The 24450-nt window shown below is 35.3% G+C and carries 24 protein-coding genes and 2 pseudogenes; 4 read left to right on the top strand and 22 right to left on the bottom strand.

Going from position 1 to position 24450, the window contains the following annotated elements:
- Positions 1–77 precede the first annotated feature (77 nt).
- The 7 genes and pseudogenes from ACN0U3_RS06875 to ACN0U3_RS06845 all read right to left on the bottom strand — a co-directional run bounded on the left by ACN0U3_RS06875 (position 78) and on the right by ACN0U3_RS06845 (position 10549).
- Positions 78–704, bottom strand: coding sequence for a hypothetical protein (locus ACN0U3_RS06875; RefSeq protein ID WP_299204218.1), 627 nt, complete (start codon positions 702–704; stop codon positions 78–80).
- Positions 705–945: 241 nt separating this feature from the next.
- A complete protein-coding gene (locus ACN0U3_RS06870) occupies positions 946–1587 on the bottom strand; it encodes a hypothetical protein (protein ID WP_299204222.1) in 642 nt (213 codons plus the stop codon).
- Between the two features lie 198 nt (positions 1588–1785).
- Positions 1786–7734, bottom strand: a complete 5949-nt coding sequence (locus ACN0U3_RS06865) for an alpha-2-macroglobulin family protein (RefSeq protein ID WP_417265621.1) — start codon at positions 7732–7734, stop codon at positions 1786–1788.
- 110 nt (positions 7735–7844) lie between these two features.
- Positions 7845–8096, bottom strand: coding sequence for a membrane protein insertion efficiency factor YidD (gene yidD, locus ACN0U3_RS06860; protein WP_417265620.1), 252 nt, complete (start codon positions 8094–8096; stop codon positions 7845–7847).
- Positions 8097–8465: 369 nt separating this feature from the next.
- Positions 8466–8528 (bottom strand): annotated as a pseudogene (gene yidD, locus ACN0U3_RS06855) (membrane protein insertion efficiency factor YidD); the annotation flags it as partial.
- 244 nt (positions 8529–8772) lie between these two features.
- Positions 8773–8835, bottom strand: a pseudogene (gene yidD, locus ACN0U3_RS06850) (membrane protein insertion efficiency factor YidD); the annotation flags it as partial.
- Between the two features lie 103 nt (positions 8836–8938).
- Positions 8939–10549 (bottom strand): FMN-binding glutamate synthase family protein, encoded by a 1611-nt coding sequence (locus tag ACN0U3_RS06845; protein ID WP_417265619.1) that lies wholly within the window; start codon positions 10547–10549, stop codon positions 8939–8941.
- A gap of 673 nt (positions 10550–11222) precedes the next feature.
- On the opposite strand from ACN0U3_RS06845, the gene rpsF reads away from it, so the two are divergent.
- From rpsF to rplI, 3 genes are read left to right on the top strand one after another with little or no spacing between them, the layout of a single operon-like run.
- Positions 11223–11582 (top strand): 30S ribosomal protein S6, encoded by a 360-nt coding sequence (gene rpsF, locus ACN0U3_RS06840; RefSeq protein WP_299204231.1) that lies wholly within the window; start codon positions 11223–11225, stop codon positions 11580–11582.
- A gap of 31 nt (positions 11583–11613) precedes the next feature.
- Entirely contained in the window at positions 11614–11874 is a 261-nt protein-coding gene (gene rpsR, locus ACN0U3_RS06835) for a 30S ribosomal protein S18 (protein ID WP_299204234.1), read from the top strand.
- Between the two features lie 31 nt (positions 11875–11905).
- The gene (gene rplI, locus ACN0U3_RS06830; protein ID WP_417265618.1) at positions 11906–12352 is read left to right on the top strand and encodes a 50S ribosomal protein L9; all 447 of its coding nucleotides are present in this window, start codon (positions 11906–11908) and stop codon (positions 12350–12352) included.
- A gap of 62 nt (positions 12353–12414) precedes the next feature.
- Here rplI and ACN0U3_RS06825 read toward each other — a convergent pair whose 3' ends face one another.
- Positions 12415–12894, bottom strand: coding sequence for an RNA methyltransferase (locus ACN0U3_RS06825; RefSeq protein ID WP_417265617.1), 480 nt, complete (start codon positions 12892–12894; stop codon positions 12415–12417).
- Between the two features lie 26 nt (positions 12895–12920).
- On the bottom strand, positions 12921–13328 hold the full coding sequence (locus tag ACN0U3_RS06820) for a DoxX family protein (protein ID WP_417265616.1): 408 nt from the start codon (positions 13326–13328) through the stop codon (positions 12921–12923).
- 151 nt (positions 13329–13479) lie between these two features.
- Between ACN0U3_RS06820 and ACN0U3_RS06815 the strand changes: the two genes are divergently transcribed.
- On the top strand, positions 13480–14046 hold the full coding sequence (locus ACN0U3_RS06815; protein WP_417265615.1) for a hypothetical protein: 567 nt from the start codon (positions 13480–13482) through the stop codon (positions 14044–14046).
- 81 nt (positions 14047–14127) lie between these two features.
- Here ACN0U3_RS06815 and ACN0U3_RS06810 read toward each other — a convergent pair whose 3' ends face one another.
- From ACN0U3_RS06810 to secY, 13 genes are all read right to left on the bottom strand, one after another.
- Positions 14128–14742, bottom strand: a complete 615-nt coding sequence (locus ACN0U3_RS06810; RefSeq protein WP_299204249.1) for a deoxynucleoside kinase — start codon at positions 14740–14742, stop codon at positions 14128–14130.
- 55 nt (positions 14743–14797) lie between these two features.
- A complete protein-coding gene (locus tag ACN0U3_RS06805; protein WP_417265614.1) occupies positions 14798–15616 on the bottom strand; it encodes a hypothetical protein in 819 nt (272 codons plus the stop codon).
- Positions 15613–17148 (bottom strand): GH3 auxin-responsive promoter family protein, encoded by a 1536-nt coding sequence (locus ACN0U3_RS06800; RefSeq protein WP_417265613.1) that lies wholly within the window; start codon positions 17146–17148, stop codon positions 15613–15615. The genes ACN0U3_RS06805 and ACN0U3_RS06800 overlap by 4 nt, the downstream gene beginning before the upstream one ends.
- A gap of 192 nt (positions 17149–17340) precedes the next feature.
- Complete coding sequence (der, locus tag ACN0U3_RS06795) at positions 17341–18645, bottom strand: ribosome biogenesis GTPase Der (RefSeq protein WP_417265612.1); 1305 nt, start codon at positions 18643–18645, stop codon at positions 17341–17343.
- A 2-nt stretch (positions 18646–18647) separates the two neighbouring features.
- Positions 18648–19523 carry a GTPase Era gene (gene era / locus ACN0U3_RS06790; protein ID WP_417265611.1) on the bottom strand — a complete coding sequence of 292 codons (876 nt, stop codon included), beginning with the start codon at positions 19521–19523 and terminating at the stop codon, positions 18648–18650.
- Between the two features lie 105 nt (positions 19524–19628).
- A complete protein-coding gene (gene rplQ, locus ACN0U3_RS06785; protein ID WP_417265610.1) occupies positions 19629–20249 on the bottom strand; it encodes a 50S ribosomal protein L17 in 621 nt (206 codons plus the stop codon).
- Positions 20250–20270: 21 nt separating this feature from the next.
- Complete coding sequence (locus tag ACN0U3_RS06780) at positions 20271–21263, bottom strand: DNA-directed RNA polymerase subunit alpha (protein ID WP_299204268.1); 993 nt, start codon at positions 21261–21263, stop codon at positions 20271–20273.
- Positions 21264–21279: 16 nt separating this feature from the next.
- Positions 21280–21885, bottom strand: coding sequence for a 30S ribosomal protein S4 (rpsD, locus tag ACN0U3_RS06775; protein WP_299204273.1), 606 nt, complete (start codon positions 21883–21885; stop codon positions 21280–21282).
- Between the two features lie 75 nt (positions 21886–21960).
- A complete protein-coding gene (rpsK, locus tag ACN0U3_RS06770; RefSeq protein ID WP_299204275.1) occupies positions 21961–22347 on the bottom strand; it encodes a 30S ribosomal protein S11 in 387 nt (128 codons plus the stop codon).
- A gap of 11 nt (positions 22348–22358) precedes the next feature.
- Positions 22359–22733 (bottom strand): 30S ribosomal protein S13, encoded by a 375-nt coding sequence (rpsM, locus tag ACN0U3_RS06765; RefSeq protein ID WP_299204278.1) that lies wholly within the window; start codon positions 22731–22733, stop codon positions 22359–22361.
- Positions 22734–22749: 16 nt separating this feature from the next.
- A complete protein-coding gene (gene ykgO, locus ACN0U3_RS06760; protein ID WP_299204281.1) occupies positions 22750–22866 on the bottom strand; it encodes a type B 50S ribosomal protein L36 in 117 nt (38 codons plus the stop codon).
- Between the two features lie 36 nt (positions 22867–22902).
- Positions 22903–23121 carry a translation initiation factor IF-1 gene (gene infA, locus ACN0U3_RS06755; RefSeq protein WP_299204284.1) on the bottom strand — a complete coding sequence of 73 codons (219 nt, stop codon included), beginning with the start codon at positions 23119–23121 and terminating at the stop codon, positions 22903–22905.
- A 10-nt stretch (positions 23122–23131) separates the two neighbouring features.
- Complete coding sequence (secY, locus tag ACN0U3_RS06750; RefSeq protein ID WP_299204287.1) at positions 23132–24436, bottom strand: preprotein translocase subunit SecY; 1305 nt, start codon at positions 24434–24436, stop codon at positions 23132–23134.
- Between the last annotated feature and the right edge of the window lie 14 nt (positions 24437–24450).

The raw sequence follows: 24450 nt of genomic DNA, 5'->3' as shown, positions 1-24450 counted from the left end.
GAAGTTAAAGTTAAAAAGACAGCCTTTACATCAAGTTAGAAAGGCAATAAAAAAGGGAAAAAATGCAAGACAACTCCCTACCATTCAGGAAGAGTATATCTGTAAGCAAACAAAACACGTCCAACAAAGATTCTACTTGGACTAATCAAATCAAAAAATCCATTCAAGGTAAAATCAAGTTCATTATTTACATCAGCGAATATCCCAATGCTATGAGATGAATTAAATTTATAGAAAGCTTGCAAACGATAAGCCACAAGTGGAGTAAAAATAAGCGTTGTATACTCAGTATGACTAAAGACATCCCCCGTCTCAGTATTCCGATTTTCAAAAGTCATTTCTTGGTAATTAATGTGTGGAGTAATCATGAACGATAAATCAACTTTTTCTCTTCGCACGATATGAACACCTAATTGAACACCACCCGTTACAGCCTCTAGTTTATGCCAGTTTTCTACTTTTCCAACTGCATTATTAGTTCTAATATATGGTGTTCTGTCTGTAATTAAATTTACTCCAAATACAAAACGATTTGGGAACTGTGCTTGATAACCAACAGAAACTGAAGCTCCCTTACTATTATGGAGACCTTTTTGCATATACATACCACCAGACAAAGAAAAAGCATCCTTGACTTGCAAAACTTTTTGAGAAAAAAATGAATTAACAAATACAAGGCTTAATAAAAGTAGAAGATGTTTCATAAATAGTATTTTTCAAATAACGAAAATAGTCTTTATTTAGAATTAGAGAAAGAAAATGGGATATAAGTAAGAAACGCGTAGGAAAAGCTTATTTTTTTGTTCGGCTTTATTTTCGATTTAGTTAGTATAATTAGAAAGCCGTTGAAACGGCTATAAAATAGAGCCAAAGAAATCTATTGAATGCGGGATGAATCCCGCATCAATAGAATGCTAGTTTTAATTACTTTATCTTCCCTATTAATTAAGAAGACGGAAGTGTAAAACGATAAGAAAACATTGCACGAGCTACTCCTAAAAGAACATTTCCGAATAAATCATACAACTCAATATCAAAGTTAAAATCGGTAGCTAGTCCAATAGAATGTAATTGATTGAACTTATAATAAAAATCAAAACGCCAAGCAGCAAAAGGTACAAATAAGTATCTACTTTTGTATTTTAAAAGTTCTGTTTCATTGTTGTGCAAAGTGTGTTTTTTGACGATGTATTTCTGCAGGTTGACATGAGGAACAATGAGTACAGATAGGTCAAAGTGTTTTTTTCTAAGAACATTCACCCCTAATTGTACTCCCAATGAAATTCCACTAAGCCTTCCTATATTTGAAACGTTTGGATCCCAACTGTGTTCCTTTTTAAAAAAGGATTGATCTGATAAAAGCTCAGCACCAAGAACAAATCGTTTAGGGAAACTAATTTGATAAACTAAGCTCGAAGTTATACCAGAGTAATCATAAGACGGTTGTGATAGGTCAAAAATGTTTGTTTGCCCAAATATGCCTGCTGCTAGATAAAAAGAATGTTTTGACCTCTGTTTTTCCTCACTCTTTTGAGCAAAAAATGAAAAAGTGACGATCAATGCAATACTCAATAAGAAACACTTCATAGTAGTACAATTCATAACCAATATAATTTGAATTTACGACAAAACATTAATATCACAATGCCGATAAAAAACAAATATGAAATCCCTCTTTGTTTTCTATTCTAAAAAAAGCTTTAAATAGCAATAAAGCAAATCCCAAAAAAACTATTGAATACGAGACAAATCCCGCATCAACAGAAAGTCAAATAGCACCATAAACTACCTCCCTATCCTCACCTCCATTGTTCTACTATTCCCTGAAAACTTCGGGGCGTAATGACATTGGATTTCCGCAACTCCACTATTAAAGTTTCCGCTGTGTGTTGCATAAACGGTATAAGTCAGTTTATAAGTCCCTTTCGGCATATAATCCACAAAGTAATCCATCGATACGTCCTTTGAACTTTGATAATAAGACAAGCCAGCATCATACATATAACCACTTGTAGTCTGAACGGGTTCAAATCCTGCAGGACGTAAATCTTTGATGTGCACAAATTCTAAATCGCGATCTACAGTAACAATCAGCTCAATTTCAATTTTATCTCCTATTTTAAATGTAGAATCAATGATTCCTGTTTCCGCTTTTTCTCCTGGAACTACTCGACGGTAGGTTTTACGAATACTCATGGATTGGTTATTACTGCTCTTGATTTTTGACAGCTCATCAGTATACTGCCAATACATATTCAGTACACCAGGCGCTTCTGTAAAACGTTCAACCTCAACTTCACCAAGGTTTGTAGTAATCTCACCTCCTGTCCACTTATTTTTTACCTGACCTAACCCTGGAGTCCATTCCACCTCTACTTCATTGGCTTTTGATGTTGATGCATAGACGAGTTGCTGACTTCCGACTTTAATACTTGGTTGTTTAGAAGAGCTTAAATAATCTTTCCCTGTTAGCAAAACAGCATAAACAGCATCTGCAGTTGAAACACCCGTTTCCCACGCATTTCCTTCTTTATTTAGAATTAGCCATAAACGCATATCATCCATCATATCCTCTGGCGCATCCATTTCCTTAAAGAAGGAAATTATCATTGCTTGACTACCTATGTTATTTTGATACCAATAGTATCCTGCGTTTTCCACCCAGTACATACCCAAGTGTGTGTTTTTCTTTGCTCTATCCTTTAAAGAAGCATAAATCAGTTGTGCTTCCTTATCCATGTTTTTACTTTCGAAATAAATTCCTATTATCGCCTGTTCGTATGGACTAAAACGCGTCCATTCTTTTTTCAACTTCGTTTGATAATAGTTTATAACCTCATCTATTTGTGCTGATTGCTTACTATTAAAGAAGGTTCTAGAATACAACCAATACATATCCATTGCTGATACCGTATATCCCTTCTTATCCTTAATACGCTTATTGTATTTCTCAACATGATATTCTGCTAGAAAACGTTCAGCATTTTGGATTAAGGCATTTTCTTCTTTAATGGAAATCCCCAATCTTTCTAACTGTCCAAATCGCGTCAAAACATTTTGGGTAATGTAAGCATTTGACTTTCCACCACCGAACCATCCAAATCCTCCATCCCTGTTCTGAGCTTTCTTTAACTCGTGCAAAAGACTGTGTTGATTATTTTGCAATTGATTCAATTCGAACAGCTGTGCTATTCTTCTGCGCTGTTCGGTTTCATTTTTAGCCTCCATAACCCAAGGTGTTTCTTTCAAAAGAATTGTTTTTAATTCTTCATTCTTCTCTAATTCAGATAGAAAAACCTCAGGGGTTTTAGCTTTCCATTGTTTAAATATTGCTTCAATTTGTGGATTGCTGTTCACAATATGCTTTGCAATAGCATTGGCGTAATAGCTATTCGCTAAAGCAGTTGCGCTTTGATCATTTACTTTACTTAAATACGGTAAAGCCATCACCGCATTCCAAGCCAAATTATCAGTGTATTCAACGGTGAAAGACTTATTGTCTAAAGTGGTTGAATTTTGGTTTTTAAAGGCCTCGAATTCATGGCTTGTTTTTCCCGGGTTACGCAATAAAACATGATCTGTTTCTGTAATCAAAACACGGTTACTTAAAACAGGAATTACATTGCGCTCTCCATCACTATAGCTTTCATTAGAAGCTGTAATTGTATATTGAATCACTTCTTGATTACCGATATTCATGTTCCACACGACTTCTTCAGAAGCTCCAGCCGCAATGGTCACCATTTTACTTAAAGGCTGACGACCAATTAAATTTAAGGCCCCACCATTAATCGGGTTTTCTAATTTCAAGAACACCTCAACGGTTTGTTCCTCTTTTGTTAAGTTCACCACTTTTGCAGAAAAATCTATTGCATCGCCTTGTCTTACAAAACGTGGTGTATTTGCAGTTACCATCAACTCTTTTTGAGCAACAATTTCTTTTTGGAAAGTTCCAATTTGCATTTCTTGATTATGGCTTAACATCAACAATTTCCATTTCGTCAATGATTCCGGCAAAGTAAAGTTCAATACATATTCATTAGCATCGTTTGAATAAATTGTGGGATAGAAGAATGCCGTTTCGTTGAAATTACTTCTTGGATTAATGGGCTCAGGCTTTGTCTTGTCCTCTTCTGTTTTCTTAACAGACTCAACACTTTCTGCATCACTTCCTGCACCAGAACCTGATCCTTCAGTAACGAACGCCACCTCTTCCATCTCACCAACATCGGCTTGACTACTAATAGCAGAGCGACTTTTTGAAAGGTATAGTTCATCGCCATAATTGACAATTTCATAAGATGGAGGACTTAAAAGCTTCTTGTACTTCATATTTTCTCCAGTAAGAACACTTCTTAGCGTCCAACTCACACCTCCGCTTCCAAAACTCGAGGTATTTCTGCTCCAATTATTACTCCAGTTGCTGTACTGCCCCCTCCCGTAATAAGGGAAAAAGCCCCAACCATGTCCTCTAAACTGATCCAATGAAGCATCATAAAGCGTTGCAGCTAACTCTGCATTTACCATTTCGTTATTTTCATCTTGAACCGTAAAACTCCATCGCTCTTTTTGACCAGGAGTTAATTGATCCCTAAAAGTTGATGTTTTGATTTTTAGCTGCTTATTACTGAACGGAACCCTCACATTTTGAGATGCCGTGTAAAAAACACCGTTGTTCAACAACACTACATTATAGGTTAGAACACCTCGATCTTCTTCTTGAACTGTATAACATTGTGAATGTCTATGTTTTAAGTCCACCCATTCCTGACGGATTAATTTATCCTTTCTATAAAAAGAAATTAAGGCTTTACTATTCTTAAAAGAAGAGCCCACTTGGAAATCGACAGATTCCCCGACCTTCACTTCATCATCAGAAACAAAAGTCCACAAAGCAGTATGCACTGGCAAATCTTTTTCTGTCACATCAATCACTTCTATGTCATGAGTTGCTTTAATACTATCACCGGAGGGCGTTAACACATATAGTTTCACGCTATAGTGACCCTGTTTATTATTGACCCACTCATTCAATTGCAAAGTATCACCAGTGGTAAAAGAAATTCTTTTAATCAACTTCTCTTTTTGGGAATGATTTTGGAATGAATTCAACATCATGTTAGGAAATAAAGCAGCCCATTCTTCCTCTTTAAACTGAGTATCTTCTGCATTTTCCCATAGACGATTTAAGAATTCATCATCCGATACTTTTTGATATACTTCTAATTTTCCAGTGTAAACTTCTTGTTTTTCACCTGCCAAATTGACCACTTCGATAAGCGCCGTTTCTTTTTCATGGGTAAAGAATCGATTAACTGCATTCACTTGTAAGGACAACCCTACTTTACTCAAATTAAGCGATAAAGTTTGTTCATGAGTCTCTCCTGAAAGATCAGTAACCTTAACCCTTACTTCATAATTATAATAAGCATTAGCTACTGCATTAGGATCTTCCTCAGCAAAGAAATCAATTTTAAAATCTCCATTGACGTTTGATTTCACCTCTCCTTCTTTCAACAAATCTCCAGAAAAAGGTGAGTAATAAAACCTCCAGTAACGATTCCATTTTCTATAAATGGTATAACTTACTTGGGCATTAGCAATAGGAAATCCAGCAAAAGCCTTGGCATTTCCAACAACTGAAACAGTATCATTCAACTTCGCTTCTTTTGTTGGCTGATTCAACTTTACTTCAAAAGTTGGACGTTTATATTCTTCAACAATAAACTGAGTGCTTGAAGTAAGTGAATTAGTGAATAAACCATCCATGCTGGCCACCAAAGAAAAGCTACCTAAAGGAGTTGAGCTCGGCAATTGAATACTTCCATCAATACTTCCAAACTCATTACTGGTGAATGTAGATTTATAAATTTCTTGATACGAAGCATCCCTTAAGGTTATTGTGATTTTCTTTTTTGCTGTAGCTTTAAATTCGTTCTCCATTCCTTCAAAGGCAATTCCTTTAAAGTATACAGTTTGTCCAGGTCGATAGACAGATCGATCCGTCAGCAACTCTATCCTGTTTTGCTTTACGTCCTTCCCAGATTTGTAAGCATACTCTCCACCATAAAGGAATGAGCCCTTGTATTCAACAGAATAAAACAACCTTCCATTGTCTCTAATAGGATGTGAAAACAGACCATTTTTATCTGTTGTTCCTTTCTTTATCAACTGAGGTTCATTTCCTCTTCGGTAGTTATGTTTATACAATTGAACTTCGGCACCTTCTAAGGGTTTACCTGTAGACTGGTCAAGGACAAGCATTGTATATTCGCCATTTATTGTTGAGCTAGTAGTACTAATTGTAGAGATCGTGAAAGCCTTAGAAATCACTTTTTCTGCATTCCACAATTTGTTATCTTTGGCCAACTCGAAAAGTGATTGGCCCTCTTTTGTGGCCACAATAAAATACTGGCCTGGAGTTGAAAATCCATCTAACAACAACTCTAAACTTCGTTCTTGAAATAACTTTTCATCTTTTAAATCAAGAGACAAAGTTCTTTCTAGCGTTAAGTTTTCTTCAAGCAAGTAGTTTTGAAATGAAGAGTATTGAACAAAATCGAAATCTTTTATTTTATATATACGAATCACATGAGCTGAATAGTTCCTTGACTCAATCAATAATGGAATTTTTATGTTTGGCCTTACTACATTCGGTAAAGTCAAATTGATTTCCTGATTATTGATCACAGTAATTAAAGTGTGAATTTCATGTTTAAAATCATTATTCGGAAACAACTTCATTTCGACCGTTAATTGTTCATGGGCTTCCTTAATTAAAGGTTCGAGTTCTGGATGTCTTGCATAATGGTAAGCTTTTCCTTTGTTGTATTTACTTTTCGCAATTTCAAATAAGAATTTTGAACGGGCTGAACTAGTACTAAAACTATTGAATTGATTCTGCCATGCTAGCTCTACCTCCTTTGTATTGTGAAATGACTTTTTTAAATAGTGTAGACGTTGGTAGACAGCTGTACTTAGGTAATTCGGATGGTTTTGATTATTCAATTCAAGCTGTTGATACAACCTAAGAATTGCTCCTGTTAACTGATGTTCTTGCAAATTGAGTTGAGTAAACGCAGAAGAAAGTCCATACCATTCTTTTTGATCTGAAGTTAGGTGCTTTAAAGTTCCTCCATGTTGAATCACAGAAGATTCATATAGATTAATTAGTTGATACGCCAAATAATCGGAAAGGGTACGATGAATAAAAAGGCTATCGTCATTCATGGATAGCACTCTGCGATAAGGCTGGAAATCGTAAGCTGTTAAAGAATTCAACTGATTTTCTAACCCCTCAATGTGCTTCAATACAAATTCGAATCGAACAGAGTCTTCATTAAGGTTAATAGAATCGTAAACATCGAGGTGTGTTCTGCTCAACCATTGATAATTATTGAAAGCTACTTCTTGAAGCATCTGAAGTTCAGCAATAGAATTTGAGGGCTTTGGAAAGTCCTGCACTCTATTAAACACTTTGAAGTACAATGCTGCACGCTCCTCTTTATCCAATGGAGCCAAAACTTTTTTAAAATAAGGAACAGCTTCTAAAAGCGTAGGATGATCTTCATCCTTTTTCGCTTTTTCGATTACCGCCCACAATTCTGATTGAGCTGCATTGGGTTGTCTAATTTCAAGCAAACTATCTACTTTCTTTAGTGGTTTTTCATGCTGACTGAAAGAAGCAAAAGAAATTAGAAGGCTAAAAAGGCAAACGAAATGTTGAATATTCATATTGTATCTTTAAAATGAGTTATCGTTGAGATGCAAAGAAAGTACCAATTACATAATCAATTACGAATTACGAATTACGAATTTTAAAGTTACGAATTATTGATCTTCTTTCAATCTTTGGTTTTATCTTTTCGTGGCACAGGATCATCTCCGAAACCTCCCCAAGGATGACAAGAGCCTATTCTTTTTATCGCCATCCAACCACCTCTAAAGACTCCCCATTCTTTAATTGCATCCACTGAATATTGAGAACAAGTTGGATTGTACCGACAATTCGCAGGAAATATCGGACTAATGATGTATTGATACAATCGAATCAATAGTATAAAAGGAAATCGTATAATTTTTTTGATTACTTCCACGGTATAAAATTACGGATTTTATTGGAAGAAAATCAAAGAAAGTAATGCTTTTGATTGTCAACATACTTAAACTATAATCTCAATTTCGTAGTATGTTTAAAAGTAAAAAAGGCCTCCCTAATCATAGAAAGACCTATATCATCTGTAATTGAAGCTTTAATTGATTTCGCCTCAAGACTCTTCTCTCACACTCAATACTGAAAATTTCATAAATTACATTAGCGACAGCTACAGTAACTATGATTTTTTAGCCCTCTGAACTCATTAATCCTTAAACTCAACTTTCATTTGAAACAAGATCATCACCAAAACCGCTCCGTGGATAACAAGGGCCTACTCTTTTAAACACCCAACCTCCTTAACGACTCCCTATTCTTTTATAGCATCAGCAGAATACTGGGAACACGTTGGATTGTACCGACAATTCGCAGCGGAGTATCGAACTGCTAATAAATCTTACTCTTTAATTGATTTCGCCTCAAGACTCTTCTCTCACACTCAATACTGAAAATTTCATAAATTACATTAGCGACAGCTACAGTAACTATGATTTTTTAGCCCTCTGAACTCATTAATCCTTAAACTCAACTTTCATTTGAAACAAGATCATCACCAAAACCGCTCCGTGGATAACAAGGGCCTACTCTTTTAAACACCCAACCTCCTTAACGACTCCCTATTCTTTTATAGCATCAGCAGAATACTGGGAACACGTTGGATTGTACCGACAATTCGCAGCGGAGTATCGAACTGCTAATAAATCTTACACTATAATTGATTTCGCCTCAAGACTCTTCTCTCACACTCAATACTGAAAATTTCATAAATTACATTAGCGACAGCTATTGTAATTTATGAAATTTTATTCCCCAGCTTTCCATATCAGCATTAATAAAGTCTAGTTTGTACTTTAAAGGAATACCAGATTCTTCAAGCATTGAACCTGGTTCAATGGAAGGGAACAGTTCTTCATAAGTAATCATCTCATTTAAAGAAACACGGCGGTAAATATGTGAACGCGTTAAGTTTTTGGTTACATCTAATCCTGAGGCACCTAATAATTCAACATAATTCTTCACCATTTTACTATGGTATTCAGCAACACGTGTTTTCTTATCTTTCACATCTAGACCAACAGTCAACTTCGGATCTTGAGTTGCAACACCTGTCGGACAAGTATTTGTATTACACAATAATGCTTGAATACACCCCACAGCCATCATCATTGCACGTGCCTGGTAGCATGAGTCAGCGCCCAAAGCCATAGCCCTAGCCACGTGGAATGCTGAACTTACTTTTCCTGAAGCAATAATTTTAATGTGTTTGCGAATGTCTAGTCCGGTTAATATATTATGAACAAAATCTAAACCGTCAATTAAAGGGGCACCAACATAGTTACTAAATTCAGGCGGCGCTGCTCCAGTACCTCCTTCTCCTCCATCTACGGCGATATAATCTGGATAAATATCTAAATGAATCATCGCTTTACAAATCGCAATAAACTCACTCTTATGTCCAATACATAATTTAAACCCTACAGGTTTTCCTCCAGACAAATCCCTTAATTTTTTAATGAATTGAATCATCTCCAAAGGCGTATCAAAAGCGGAGTGGAAAGGAGGTGAAGCCACAAGAGTATGCGGTTTAATGTGACGAATTCGTGCGATTTCCTCTGTATTTTTGGATGCAGGTAGAATTCCTCCATGTCCAGGCTTAGCCCCTTGAGACAATTTCAACTCTATCATTTTCACACTAGGCGTCTTTGATTTCTCAGCAAACAGTTCCGGATTAAAGTTACCTTCTTCGTCTCTACATCCGAAGTATCCTGTACCAATTTGCCAGATAATATCTCCTCCATGTTTTAAGTGGTAATCACTCAGCCCTCCTTCACCCGTGTTGTGTGCGAAGTTTCCGATTTTTGCACCACCATTCAAAGCTTCAATGGCGTTAGAACTTAAAGATCCAAAACTCATTGCAGAAATATTTAAGATACTTGCTGAGTATGGTTGTTTACAATCTTTATTACCAATCATCACCCTAGGGTCATGATTTAAAGTATCAAATGCTTTCGGAGCAACAGAGTGACACATCCATTCATATCCTTCTGCATACAAATCCAATTGTGTTCCGAAAGGAATTGTATCACGAACATTTTTAGCACGCTGGTATACCGATGAGCGGTCTAATCTATTGAATGGGCGTCCATCAATATCCGACTCAATAAAATACTGATACATTTTTGGTCTCAGTTCTTCCATAACATACCTCAAGCGACCAACTACAGGGTAGATTCTTCGGATTGCGTGTTTCTTTTGGAACATATCGACATACCCCATGATGGTGAGTAACAACACCAATCCAACCAACACATACCAATACATGCTTAAGTAGATAGAAAGCGCAAGTGAAGCGCCTAATAACAACGTACTCGTGATTACAAAATTTCTTCTCATTTTACTACACCTTAATGTTGAGTTTAAAAGCGAAATTTACATTTTTTATTGACTTAATCAAACAGCTCATAAGACTAATGCTCTAATTTATTTCTTATTCTCTGTACAAGAGAGCATTTAGTTTATTCGCGTTATTAAAGTCATTAGCACAAAATATAAAAACCTTAGCTCACACAATATTATTTATGTTAGAACAAAGATGAGTTATTTGATTCAAAAAAGCCACTATTTTATTGAGAGATTATTGGAATGACATAACAAAAAGAGAAATACAATTAAATAGACGAAAAAATGTATTAAAAACACCATATTTCATAGTCCCAACTAATCATATCAAAGAAGTTCTGAATCCGCAATTAAAATCAAATCTTCTACAATCAAAACACCACATCTAAAACGTAAGCATCTAATTCACAACAGACTAACAATGAAGTTAAATAAATTTGAGCAGACTTCTATTTTGGCTATATTATTTTTTTTGGGGTTTTAATTTCCTATTCTACTCATAGAGAAAACAATAAATTGAACAAGCAATAGATTTCTCAAAGCTATTCAACTTGTTATCCTTAAAGGTTTTAGCCTACAGCCTAACACCCACAAACAAAATAATCAAAAAAGCATTGATTAAAAGATTTTTGATTATCTTTGTGCCCTTAATTAAAACAATAATAATATGAATAACTACGAGACTGTTTTCATTTTAACTCCCGTTTTGTCAGAAGATCAGACAAAGGAAGCAGTAAAGAAGTTTGAAGAAGAGATTAAATCTCTTGGCGGAAAACTAACTAATTCTGAGTCTTGGGGCTTGAAAAAATTGGCTTATCCAATTCAGAAAAAAACAACTGGATTTTATTTTCTTTTAGAATTTGAAGGAGAAGGAAACTTAGTATCTGAATTAGAGGTGACTTTCAAACGTGATGAGCGTGTAATGCGTTTCTTAACTGTAAAAATGGACAAGCACCACAAAGAGTGGGCTGAAAAAAGAAAGTCAAGAATGAAAAGTGCTAAACCTGCAAAGGCTGAAGCAAAGTAATTAAAGTAAAGAACCAAAAAAAATTACAATTATGGCACAAGATGTAAGATATTTATCGCCGGTAAACATTGACATTAAAAAAGATAAATACTGTCGTTTTCAGAAAAGCGGAATTAAATTCGTTGACTATAAAGACGCAGACTTTTTATTGAAACTTTTAAACGAACAAGGTAAAATTTTACCACGTCGTATAACAGGAACTTCTGCTAAGTTTCAAAGTAGAGTTAACAAGGCTGTTAAACGTGCTCGTCACATTGCGATTCTTCCATATGTAGGAGACCAATTAAGATAAGCCTATTTATTAACACATTAATAAGACAATAATGGAAATCATATTAAAGAAGAATGTCGATAAGCTAGGTTACAAAGACGATATCGTTGACGTAAAGCCTGGTTATGCGCTTAACTTTTTAATTCCACAAGGATATGGAACTGTTGCTACAAAGTCAGCAAAAAAAGCGCACGAAGAAGTTTTGAGACAACGTTCTCACAAAGAAGTAAAAATCAAAGAGGAAGCTCAAGAATTAGCGAAGAAAATCGAAGGTGTTACCATCAAGATTGGAGCTAAAGTTGGAGAAAACGGACGTATCTTCGGATCTGTTAACACTATTCAGTTATCTGAAATGTTAAAAGCTGAAGGTGTTGAAGTAGATAGAAGATCTTTGAAAATTGTAGAAGAGCCAATTAAAGAAGTGGGAACTTATACAGGAGTAGCAAACCTTCACAAAGAGGTTTCTGCTGAATTCAAATTTGAAGTTATCGAAGAGTAAATCTTTGCACTCAATATTTTAAAACCGTTCTTACTAAATGTCTGAACGGTTTTTTTTATGACCTACTTTTTAAATTGGGGCATTCGCGTCGGTAATTTGGAAACCCTATCATACATTACGATACTACCCGCTACAGCGACATTCAAAGAGTTTGTACCTGGCAGTTGCACGATTTCATGGCACTTATCCAAAACCTCAGAAGGCAAACCGTTATCTTCTGCTCCTAACAAATAAACTGCTCTTGGGGTATGTTGATATTCACTTAACATTTCAGCTCTGTCGTCTAACTCTACCCCCACTAATCTACTATTGTAGGGAATGTGTTTGTAAAAGTCTTCAAAATCTTCGTAATGAAATAATGGAATTTCACGCCAAGATTTCAACACATCTGAAGCTTGTTTTTTATAGCTTTTCCCTATGGTAAATATGTAAGACGCTCCAAGAATATGAGCAGACCTCCATAAAGTTCCAATATTATATCCCCTTTTAAATTGCATTATTCCAATACCGAAGTAATTGGCATCTTCTGATCTGACTTCCATGGTAACTTATTAGATAGTAATGCGAATTAACGCTTAATAATATGATCAACAGAAAAACGTCCTGGCCCGATAAATAGTAATCCTACAAAGCCTGCAAGATACAGTAAAGACAACTCTATTCTTCCAAAAGGATCTCCGCTATGAACAATAAATGCCGCCACAGCCATGGTCGCAATCAAAGGAATTAATGCCAGTCGTGTAAACAACCCAACAGTTACCAATAAGGCGCACAATACCTCAGCAAAAACAGCCATTCCAATAGACAAAGTCACACCGATACCTAGTGGATCCGGAAAATTGATTTCTCCGCTTCCAAAAAGAACATTCATCTTTCCTAAACCATGACCATAAAACATAGAAAGCCCCATAACCAATCTCAACACTAAGGCATTAACATCCTTACCATAAGCCCATTCCTTTGTCAATCTTTTCATCCTTTGTCAATTTAATTATATTTCATAAACACAGTGTTTACTTTGTAAATATAAAGATAAATCTAAAACCTAACTCGTGTTTAACAATTAGTCCTACTGAAAATAGGGGATAAAGTATACTTATCCTTAACTTTGCAAAAAAGATTTTAAAATGGCATCAGCAGAAAGAGCAGAAGAACGTAAAGCAAAAATAAAAGCGATACTTAAGGACATAAATACAGGGGAAGAAAAGAAGATTATTGACGGACTTAAAGCCCTAAAAGTCAATGGAGATGACAATGTTATCGCTCCAATTATTGATGTATGGAAAAAAGGCGTTTCTCCTAAGGCAGAAAAAGAAATCATTGCATTTATTGGGGATATAAAATCCTCCTCAAGTGCGCAATCCATAATGGACGTTCTTTTGGATGACGACTACCAAGAAGTTCACATGCCTCTATTAACCACCATTTGGAACAGTAAAGTCGATTATTCGGAATACATTGTAGACTTTGTATCTATTGCAGTTCACAACGACTTTATGGTTGCTTTAGAATGTTTAACCATTATTGAAAATATGGAAGGTCCATTTGAGGAACACCACATTTTAGATGCTGAGATTATTTTGAGAGAGTTCGCTGAAAATCATAATGAAAACAAGACAGAAGACGAAAAGAAAGTTGCTATGATTCTTGAAATTTCGAATCTATTAAAAACTTTTGATAGTCAAACGATGTAAAAAATATTAACCCATAAAAAAAGCCTCGTAATTTTGAGGCTTTTTATTTTAATTCTGAGTGTTCACTCAAATATTCTTATTTTAGAACAAACCATGTATTTCTGCGTCAATTGCTGAAATGATTTTCCCTAAGTCTTCTGGGTTCTCGTGATAGTTATTATTGTCCACATCAATGATCAGCATTTTCCCTTTATCATAAGTACTGATCCAAGCTTCATAACGTTCATTCAACCTTTTTAGGTAGTCTAATCGAATTGATTCTTCGTATTCTCGTCCTCTTTGTTGAATTTGATTGACCAATGTCGGCACACTTGCTCTAAGGTAAATTAAAAGATCAGGAGAAGAGACAAAGGATTCGATCAAATTAAAAAGTGAGAAATAATTCTCAAAATCACGGGTGGTCATCAATCCCATAGAATGAAGATTTGGTGCAAAAATATAAGCATCCTCATAAATTGTTCTGTCTTGAATGACTACCTTATCGGTTTGTTGAATTTCTTGTATTTGCGTAAATCGGCTATTTAGGTAATACACTTGAAGGTTAAAAGACCATCGTTGCATATCTTCATAGAAATCATTTAAATATGGATTTTGAGATACATTCTCATAATGTGTTTCCCAACCATAGTGCTTAGCTAAAAGCTCTGTTAAGGTTGTTTTTCCCGATCCGATATTACCAGCAACAGCGATATGCATAATTCTACTTATTTAATGATGGACTAAAATACAAATATTGTTTATAATTCTTCGTTTACTTCTCTTGAAATAAAGAATATTTCTTCACACCTGTTTTATCTTTAAAATAGACCGCATCTCCAAACACTCGGAAATCCTCGACACCTTTTATTGGTAATGATATAGTCAGCTCAGCTCCAGTTCTTCGATGTACCCTCATCAATTCATTTTTACGCAATAAATAAATGTGATTTTCAGTAGGATAAATTTGTAAAACTTTTGGAAAGTCATATTTACGCAACAAACTACCGTAGTAATCAAAAATAAAAACACCGCTTCCTTTATAGAAAAGAAGGAGTTGGTTTTGGCTCTCTACAATCGAGGTGGGGAAACTTTCTAATGTTATTGCCGACAAGTTAGAAATCTCAGTATTTTTCACACTTGATTTAATCCCTTCAAATCTAAACAGTCTTGCATCTTGCTCATCATATATCCAAAATCGGTTAGGATGGTCAGAATAACAAGCTTGAGTGGCATAATCAACACTTAATGACGAAAGATCCACCTTTCCCTCTTGAAAGGTTAAAGTATTGTCTACGAAAACTAACATTTGTTGATTTTCAGAAAACAACAAGGTTTTTAAGGAGTGTCGTGCATCAATTTTCGAAATATCTCCGAATTCTTTTTTGCTTTGTGTGAAAACCACTTGGAAATTTGTGTCTAATTTATGTAAGCTACCTTTACTTGAAACGATTAATTCTTCTAGCGGATTAATGTCCCATGCTTCGATATTTGGATGCGCATAACTATTCAATAACTTCCAAGAATAGTCTTGTCCAAACGAGTAAAAACTTGAATACAACACAAGGACTAAATAAATGCTCAGCAACTTCATGATTGTTTTATATCAATAACTGTGCTATGTTTCAACTTTAAAATATCCTCAACGATACTTCGGTCATTAGATAATCTCGGTACCTTATGTTGTCCTCCCAATTTGTTTTTACTTTTCAGCCAATCATCAAATAAATTCGTTCTTGCTTTATGAACGACAGGGAAGTTCAAGGTCAAATCACTAGTTCTTTTCGCATCGTAATCGGAGTTAACTTCTCTCAAGCTTTTGTCCAACAATTTTGAAAACACGGCCATATCTTCTGGTTCTTTTGTGAATTCAACAATCCATTCATGCCCGCCTTGTTTACCTTCTTCCATATAAACAGGACAAGCGGTATAGTCTTTTAAAAGTGAATTTGTTTGTTCACAAGCTTGTTTAATTGCTGAATCAGAATTGTCAACAATTAGCTCTTCACCAAAGACATTGATATAGTGCTTCGTTCGACCAGAAACGATAACACGATATGGTTTTACACTTGTAAAACGAACAGTATCGCCAACGATATATCGCCAAAGTCCACCATTAGTCGAAATCACCATAGCATAGTTTTCACCAACCTTAACATCTTTAATTCCAACTACCTTTTCTGATTTTGTACCTTTATACTCGGACATGGGAATAAATTCAAAGAATATTCCATAATCCAACATCAACAATAAGTCTCCTCCGATTTCATCTTGAATTCCAAAAAAACCTTCAGAAGCATTATAAGATTCAATATAATGCATATCATCATGAGGAATAATTTTTCTGAATTCTTTTTCATAGGGTTTAAAGCTCACTCCTCCATGCATCAGAAGTTCAAGATTTGGCCAGACTTCACGAATATCTTTTTTTCCTTTTTTTTCTAGAATTCGGTTCAATAACACTAAGGTCCAACTGGGCACTCCTGAAATACTAGAAACATCCTCATCCATAGTTTCTTCAGCAAGCTTTTCAATTTTCTCTTCCCATTCACTCATCAATGCAGTTTCTCGAGAGGGAATACGCTTTATTTCAACCCACCAAGGCAAGTTTTTTAAAATTATAGAAGATAAATCACCCGTATAACTATCTGGCCTAAGTGTATTTTGTTCTGCAGTACCTCCAACAACAAGGTGTTTACCTTTATACAATTTTGTACTTGGAAAGTGGGAATAATAAATGGCCAATAAATCTTTACCTCCTTTATAATGACAATCTTCAAGTGAATCTTTTGTTACGGGAATAAACTTACTTCGATCAGATGTTGTTCCAGAAGACTTAGCAAACCATAATGTTTCACCTGGCCAAAGAATATCAGTTTCACCATTTACAGCTCGTGTTACCCAGTCTTTTACATCATCATAATCTTGGAGAGGAACATTACGTTTAAAGTCCTCATAATTTTCAATGTCACCGAAGTTATACTTTTGACCGAACTCTGTCCTTCGTCCGTTTAAGATAAGACGTTCAAACCATTCTTTTTGAACCTCCACAGGATGTTTTCTAAAGAGTTCAATTTGATGAATTCTTTTCTTAATAATCCAACCAAAAATAGCATTAAATGGCATAAGTTTCTTTTTATTTCTTGGATGAATATACGAAGATGCTTGAAAAAAAATAAGAATAATCGTAAAACATTACAACCCTTTATGATTTTCTTACGTCTATACAGTGGGTTTATTATGATTTAAGTTTATGGTTTATGGTAAAAATGGTTGAGGACATAAGTCTTCAACCATTTTTTTTAAATTTTATAGGACTTATTTTTTTCTTACGAAGATCCTCACAGGAACCCCTTCAAAGTCAAAATGGTGTCTTATTTTGTTTTCTAGGAAACGTTTATAACTATCCGGAATATATTGTGGTAAATTACTATAAAAAGCAAATGCAGGGGCGTGTGTTGGAAGTTGGGTAATGTATTTAATATTGACATACTTTCCTTTCAGTGATGGTGGTGGAAAGCGGTCAATTTCTTCTTGCATTACGGTGTTTAACACCGAGGTTTGAATCTTCTTTACACGATTGTTGTATACCTTCATTGCAACTTCTAGCGCCTTATGAATTCGTTGTTTGGTAATTGCAGAAGTGAATAAGATCGGAACATCATTAAAAGGAGCCAATTGAGCACGAATTTTTTCTTCGTATTCTTTAGTTGTCATGGTATCTTTTTCAATTAAGTCCCATTTATTGACAAGTACTACGATTCCTTTATGGTTTTTTTCGCACATATAGTATATATGCAGATCTTGTTTTTGAATACCTTCAGTTGCATCGATCATAAAGATACATACATCAGAACTTTCAATTGTACGCACAGATCTTAAGACAGAATAATATTCAATATCTTCATTGACTTTAGCTCGTTTTCTAATTCCAGCAGTATCAATCAACAAAAAATCAAATCCATAAGCAGAATAACGTGTATTTACGGCATCACGAGTTGTCCCTGAAATAGGGGTTACGATATTTCTATCCTCACCGATCAAAGCGTTGGCCAAAGAAGATTTCCCCACATTTGGTTTACCAACAATTGCGAATCTAGGTAGGTCACTTTCAGATTCAATTGTTTTAGTTTTAAATTCTTTTACAATATCATCTAACAATTCTCCAGTACCCGAACCACTTGCTGCAGCAATATCATAAACATCTCCTAATCCAAAAGACCAAAACTCAGATGATAATCCGACCCTTGCAGTATTGTCTACTTTGTTTGCTGCAGTAAATATTTTCTTATTTGAAGAACGGAGTAATTTCGCTACTTTATCATCAAGATCAGTTGCACCTGTTGTAACATCTACAACAAAAACGATAACACTCGCTTCTTCTATAGCAATTTCAACCTGTTTTCTAATTTCACTTTCAAAAACATCATCAGATCCTTTCACGTATCCCCCAGTATCGATCACAGAATACTCATACCCTATCCATTCTCCTTTCCCGTATATTCTATCACGCGTTACACCACTCATCTCCTCAACGATGGCATTTCTTGATTCTGTTAAACGATTAAAAAGAGTTGACTTTCCAACATTAGGACGACCAACGATTGCAACTATATTACTCATAACTAATATCCGTATTTTTTAAGTTTCCATTCATTATTACGCCAATCTTTATCGACTTTAACAAAAGTTTCTAAGAAAACATGCTTATCCACAAATTTTTCGATGTCCTTTCGGCTATCGATTCCGATATATTTAAGCTGTCTTCCTTTTGCACCAATTATAATTCCTTTTTGAGAATCTCTTTCAACAATAATGTTTGCTCTAATTCTTATGATGTCAGGCTCTTCGATATATTCAACAACCTCAACCTGGCATGCGTATGGCACTTCTTTTTTTAGGTTTAGGAAGATTTTCTCACGAATAATTTCAGAAATAAAGAAACGCATTGGGCGATCAGAAATAGCATCCTTGTCAAAGAAGGCTGGAGAATCTGGTAAATGCTCTAAAATAAGATCAAGAATAGGCTCTACGTTAAAATTGTGTAAAGCTGAAACAGGCAGAACCGTAGCATTAGGTAGTTCTTTTTTCCAATATGCTATTCTATCTCCCACTACATCCTGGTCTCTTAGGTCTACTTTATTGATCAGGCAGATTACTGGGACTTTCAATGATTTAATTTTCTCTAAGGTTTCTTTGTGGTTCATGGTGTCCTCGAAGACATCAGTAATAAACAGAAGAACATCAGCATCACGAAGAGAAGTGTCTACATATTTCATCATAGCATCGTGTAATTCATACGCTGAATTCACCACACCAGGAGTATCTGAAAATACAATTTGATAATTTTCATGATTAAGAATCCCTCTGATTCTATGCCGTGTAGTTTGAGCTTTCGAGGTAACAATAGAAAGTTTTTCACCCAACAAGCGATTCATTAAGGTAGACTTACCTACATTTGGACTACCAACAATATTAACAAAACCAGATTTATGATTCATTCTCAAATATATTTAAAGCACAAAATTGCAAAATAAATAGTTATAAATAAAAAAAGAGGCTGCCTAAAGTTATGACAGCCTCGTAATAATTTATAACAATGAAGATTATTTCTCTTCTTTATCGTCTTTTTTATCCTCTTTTTTAGGAGTTTCCTTTTTTTCTTCAGCTTTTTTAGGAGCTTCTTTTTTTGCTTTAGGCTCTGCTTTTTTAGCAGTTTCCTTTTTGGCTTTAGGCGCTTCCTCTTTTGCTTCCGATTTAGTTTCTTCCTTTGCTGCTCCTTCAGTTGCAGTAGTTTCAGCTTTAGCTGTACCACCACCTCTTCTTGAACGACGCGTTTTCTTTTCTTTTGGTTCTTTGGTCATCAACTCGTTGAAGTCAACCAATTCGATCATACACATCTCAGCATTATCACCCAATCTAGTTCCTGTACGAATTATACGTAAGTATCCACCTGGACGATCAGCAATTTTTGGAGCAACCTCGCGGAATAGCTCAGTAATCGCATCTTTACTTTGAAGGTAGCTAAATACTACACGACGTGAGTGCGTTGAATCCGTTTTTGCTTTAGTAAGCAATGGTTCTAAATAAACGCGAAGTGCTTTTGCTTTAGCTACAGTTGTATTGATTCTTTTATGTTCGATTAAGGAGCACGCCATGTTGGCAAGCATTGCTTTTCTATGCGCAGATTTTCTCCCTAAACTATTTGTTTTTTTACCGTGTCTCATTTTAAAGTCTTATATCAGTTTTTACTCTTTGTCTAATTTATATTTAGACGTATTCATTCCAAACGACAATCCTTTAGCCTCAACTAGGTCTTCAAGTTCGGTAAGGGATTTTTTACCAAAGTTTCTGAACTTCAATAAGTCGTTTTTATTATAGACTACTAGATCACCTAAAGTATCAACATCCGCTGCTTTCAAACAGTTCAATGCACGAACAGATAAATCCAGATCAATTAGTTTCGTTTTCAACAATTGACGCATGTGTAGCGATGTCTCGTCGAATTCTTCAGTTTCAGATTTAATTTCACTATCTAAAGTGATGCGCTCATCAGAGAACAGCATAAAGTGGTGAATTAAAATCTTTGCAGCTTCCTGTAATGCATCTTTTGGATGAATAGAACCATCTGTAACGATGTCAAAGATTAATTTTTCATAATCTGTTTTTTGTTCTACACGGAAGTTTTCAACAGTATATTTTACGTTTTTAATAGGCGTAAAAATAGAGTCGATAAAAATTGTTCCGAACGGAGAGTTTGCAGTTTTGTTTTCCTCTGCAGGAACATAACCACGTCCTTTAATAATTTTAAGCTCAATGTCTAACTTCACAGAAGTATCCATATTGCAAAGTACTAAATCAGGATTAAGCACTTGGAATCCAGTTGTGAATTTCCCAATATCACCCGCCGTAAAAGTATCTTGTCCTCCTACAGAGATAATAACAGTTTCTTCATCTTGGTCTTCGATTTGTTGTTTAAAACGAACTTGCTTAAGATTAAGGACTATCTCAGTTACATCCTCAACTACACCTTTGATAGTAGAAAACTCATGGTCAACTCCTTCAATTCTTATTGAAGATATTGCGAAACCCTCTAATGAAGAAAGTAATATACGTCTTAAAGCGTTTCCAACGGTAATCCCATAACCCGGTTCCAATGGACGGAACTCGAATTGTCCAACGTGATCGTCAGACTCAATCATGATTACCTTGTCCGGCTTTTGAAAATCTAAAATAGCCATAATAATATATTAGTTTTTATTTAGAATATAATTCTACAATCAGTTGTTCCTTGATGTTTTCAGGGATCATTTCTCTTGAAGGAGTATTTAACATAGTACCCGACATTGTAGAAGGGTTCCAATTCAACCAATCGTAATCTGTTGTTCTAGAGGCAATAGAATTAGTAATCGCTTCTAAAGATTTAGATTTCTCACGCACACCAACAACATCTCCTTCACGAAGTGAATAAGACGGAATGTTTACAACTTTACCATTAACGGTTATGTGTTTATGAGAAACAAATTGACGTGCAGCACTACGCGTAGGAGCAATTCCCAAGCGATAAACTGTGTTGTCTAAACGAGACTCACAAAGAATCAAAAGGTTTTCACCAGTAATTCCTTTCATTGCAGAAGCTTTCTTAAAAAGGTTCAAGAACTGACGTTCAAGAATACCATAAGTGTACTTTGCTTTTTGTTTTTCGGTCAACTGAATAGAATATTCAGATTGTTTACCTCTTCTTTTGTTTGGTCCGTGTTGTCCCGGTCCATAACTTCTTTTTTCCAGTGCTTTATCTGGGCCAAAAATTGGTTCTCTAAATCTACGAGCAATTTTCGACTTTGGTCCTGTATATCTTGCCATACTATTATATTATAATTGGGGAACTGAGAATTAAGGCATCTTCCTTCGTCAGTGGGTTTCCCCGGTGTTTAAAAATTATACTCTTCTACGTTTTGGTGGGCGACAACCATTATGAGGTAATGGAGTAACATCATTGATTTCTGTTACTTCAATTCCTGAGTTATGAATTGCACGTATAGCTGATTCTCTACCAGAACCTGGGCCTTTTACGAACACTTTCACCTTACGTAATCCGAAGTCATGCGCTTCTCTAGCACACTCCTCAGCAGCAACTTGTGCAGCATAAGGGGTGTTCTTTTTAGAACCTTTGAAGCCCATTTTTCCTGCTGAAGACCAAGATATTACTTGTCCTTGAGCATTGGTTAAAGATACAATGACATTGTTGAAGGTAGCTTGAATATGCGCTTCACCAACAGCATCTACTTTAACATTTTTCTTCTTCTTTTGATTAGACTTTGCCATATTAATAACTATTATTTAGTTGCTTTTTTCTTGTTTGCAACAGTTTTTCTTCTACCTTTTCTTGTTCTAGAGTTGTTTTTGGTACGTTGTCCACGTAGAGGCAATCCAGATCTATGTCTAACTCCTCTGTAACATCCGATGTCCATTAAACGTTTAATGTTTAATTGTACTTCTGAACGTAAAGCACCTTCCACTTTAATTTCGTTAATAGTATTACGAATCAAACCAATTTGATCATCGTTCCATTCTGAAACTTTGATGTTCTCATCAATACCATTAGCCTTTAAGATTTCTTTTGCTCTGCTACGTCCAATTCCAAAGATGTATGTTAATCCAATAACACCTCTTTTGTTTTTTGGTAGGTCTATTCCTGCAATTCTCGCCATAACTTATTCTATTAGCTTATCCTTGTCTTTGTTTAAACTTAGGATTTTTTTTGTTTATAACGTAAACTCTTCCTTTTCGTTTTACGATAATGCAATCTTCTGATCGCTTTTTAACTGAAGCTCTTACTTTCATTTTACTTACTATTTACACGTTCTATATAACGTACTCTTATTTATATCTAAATGTTATTCTTCCTTTTGTTAAATCATAAGGAGACATTTCTACTTTAACACGGTCTCCAGGAAGAATCTTAATGTAGTACATTCTCATCTTTCCAGAAATGTGCGCGGTAATTACATGTCCATTTTCTAATTCAACTCTAAACATTGCATTAGATAATGAATCTATAATTGTTCCGTCTTGTTCTATCGATTGTGTTTTTGCCATAATACTTTTATTACATTCCAGACATTTCGCCTTGCGTACGACGTCCTCTAATTTTAGTTCCTTCCATTAATCCATCGTAATGACGATTTAAGAGATAAGACTCAATTTGTTGTAAAGTATCCAACACAACTCCGACCATAATTAATAACGATGTTCCTCCGAAAAACAGAGCAAATCCATCACCTACACCAAACTGTACAGCTATTGCAGGGATAATCGCAATTAATGCTAAGAATACAGAACCAGGTAAGGTAATCTTAGACACTAAATTATCGATATAATTTGCTGTTTCATCGCCAGGTCTTACTCCAGGAATAAATCCTCCATTACGTTTCATGTCATCAGCCATCTTCTTAGGGTTGATCATGATTGCCGTATAGAAATAAGTAAATACGATAATCAGAACAAATAATACTAGATTATACCAGAATCCAAAAATTCCGAACTGTTTTTCAATAAACATAACTGGAACCGTCATGATTGCTTGCGCAAAAATGATTGGCATTACACCCGAAGCATTTACCTTAATCGGCAAATAAGAACGAGCACCTTGTGCGTCAACTGCACCACCTCTAGCTCCGGCAACACGCTTTGCATAATTCATAGGGATTTTTCTTACCCCCTGAACTACTAAAACGGTAGCCATAACGATGAGCATGAAAACGATAACTTCGATAATTACAATTAAGAAAGAATGTTGTGCTGTCTCCGCCACAAAAGATTGTGGTAGACGCGCTATAATTCCAACTGTAATTAACAAAGAGATACCATTTCCAACACCTTTATCGGTGATACGTTCACCAAGCCAAACAGCGAACATTGCTCCGGCAACAAGTACCAAAACAGACTGCGTCCACCATAATGGAGAATCGATAAATTGTTCAGGTATAGCATTTTTACCAGCAACATACAACGATAAATAACCTGGAGCTTGAACAGCACAGATTATAATTGTAAGTATACGGGTATAATTGTTGATTTTCTTTTGACCACTTTCCCCTTCTTGCTGCATTTTTTGAACAGCTGGTACAGCCATTCCCATCAATTGCATAATAATCGATGCAGAAATGTAAGGCATAATACCTAAGGCAAGGAAAGAAGCATTCGTAAATCCTCCTCCTGACAACAGACCAAGTAAACCTTCAATAGTTCCGGCTTCGGCACCATCAGTAGCTAGCTTAGAACTATCAACACCTGGTAAAACAATAAACGATCCGATTCGAAAAACGAGAATTAGGGAAAAGGTTATCAATAACCTTTTCCTTAGTTCTTCAACTTTCCAAATATTACTTATATTTTCTATTAGTTTCTTCATCTGGGTAAAATAGT

This window comes from Brumimicrobium sp., from assembly GCF_048268645.1.
Classification (GTDB): Bacteria; Bacteroidota; Bacteroidia; order Flavobacteriales_D; family Crocinitomicaceae; genus Brumimicrobium; species Brumimicrobium ulvae.
Note: the sequence above shows the minus strand (reverse complement) of the source record. Positions and strands in the feature narration are given on the sequence as shown.